The organism is Fimbriimonadaceae bacterium, assembly GCA_019638775.1.
Lineage (GTDB): Bacteria > Armatimonadota > Fimbriimonadia > Fimbriimonadales > Fimbriimonadaceae > JAHBTD01.
Genome location: JAHBTD010000126.1, coordinates 1 through 1,001 on the forward strand (window position 1 = coordinate 1; position 1,001 = coordinate 1,001).

Consider the following 1,001-nt stretch of genomic DNA (forward strand, 5'->3'; position numbering starts at 1 on the left):
GCGCGTGGATATGGCGAAATTGATGCACGGGTCGTCCAGCATCCATTTGGCATAATCCGGTTTTGTTTTGACGGGCGGAGCCCCAAACAGCGCCGTATAGAAACGAATGGACTCGTCCAGATCCTCTACCCCCATGTGGAGATGAAAGCGTTTCATGATGCTGCCTCCCTCTTAGTCATTCAGTTTGTCATCACGTCTGCTAACAACTGATTGAGCATGCGAACTTCAGCAATTGCTCGAGCAAGGTGCCCAGGCCTGCGAACAGGAGCATATACAGCAACCACTCGCCGAGCAGCTGTCTGAGAGTGAACGGCCTGTGGAATCCAGGCCATGTCCTGCCGCCCCATCTTTCAAAGGCATACGCCACCAACAGTACGCTCAAGGCCACGATTCCGATGGTTCCATACAACTCCAGGAAATGCCCCACCGTTCATGCCCTCGCCTCACTGACAGGGAACCAGTGCCGGGTTCGATTGCACACATGACAGACGGACAGCATGACCGGTACCTCCACCAAGACGCCGACGACGGTTGCCAGTGCTGCCCCTGATTCCGGGCCGAATAAGGCAATGGCTGTGGCCACGGCCAGTTCAAAGAAGTTGCTCGCGCCGATCAACGCTCCCGGTGCTGCGACCGCATGGGGTACGTGCAACCACTTCATCAACCCATAGGTGAGAGACGCATTGAAATAGACTTGGAAAAGAATCGGGATCGCAATGAGCAGCACGTGAAGGGGCTTCCCAAGAATGTTCTCTGCTTGAAAGGCAAAGATGAGAATCAAGGTGATGAGTAACGCCGCGATTGTGATGGGGGCAAACCGAGGGAGGAGGGTCTCTTCAAACCACTTCTTCCCATGCTGTGCAATCAGCCTATGGCGGATGAGAACACCCAGGAGCAACGGAACCACAATAAATCCCACGACCGAATAGAGGAGCACGGTGAAAGGAACGGTGAGAGCAGACGCGCCGCTGACCAGCAAGCCGACGATCGGCGCAAACAGT

Annotated in this window: 2 protein-coding genes; both read right to left on the bottom strand. The window is 55.1% G+C overall.

The window, feature by feature from the left end; translation table 11 throughout:
- Positions 1-156: VOC family protein (locus KF784_20405; GenBank protein ID MBX3121419.1), on the bottom strand; the 156-nt coding region annotated here is incomplete at its 3' end.
- 274 nt (positions 157-430) lie between these two features.
- Positions 431-1,001 (bottom strand): arsenic resistance protein (locus KF784_20410; protein ID MBX3121420.1); only part of this gene is annotated, 571 nt, incomplete at its 5' end.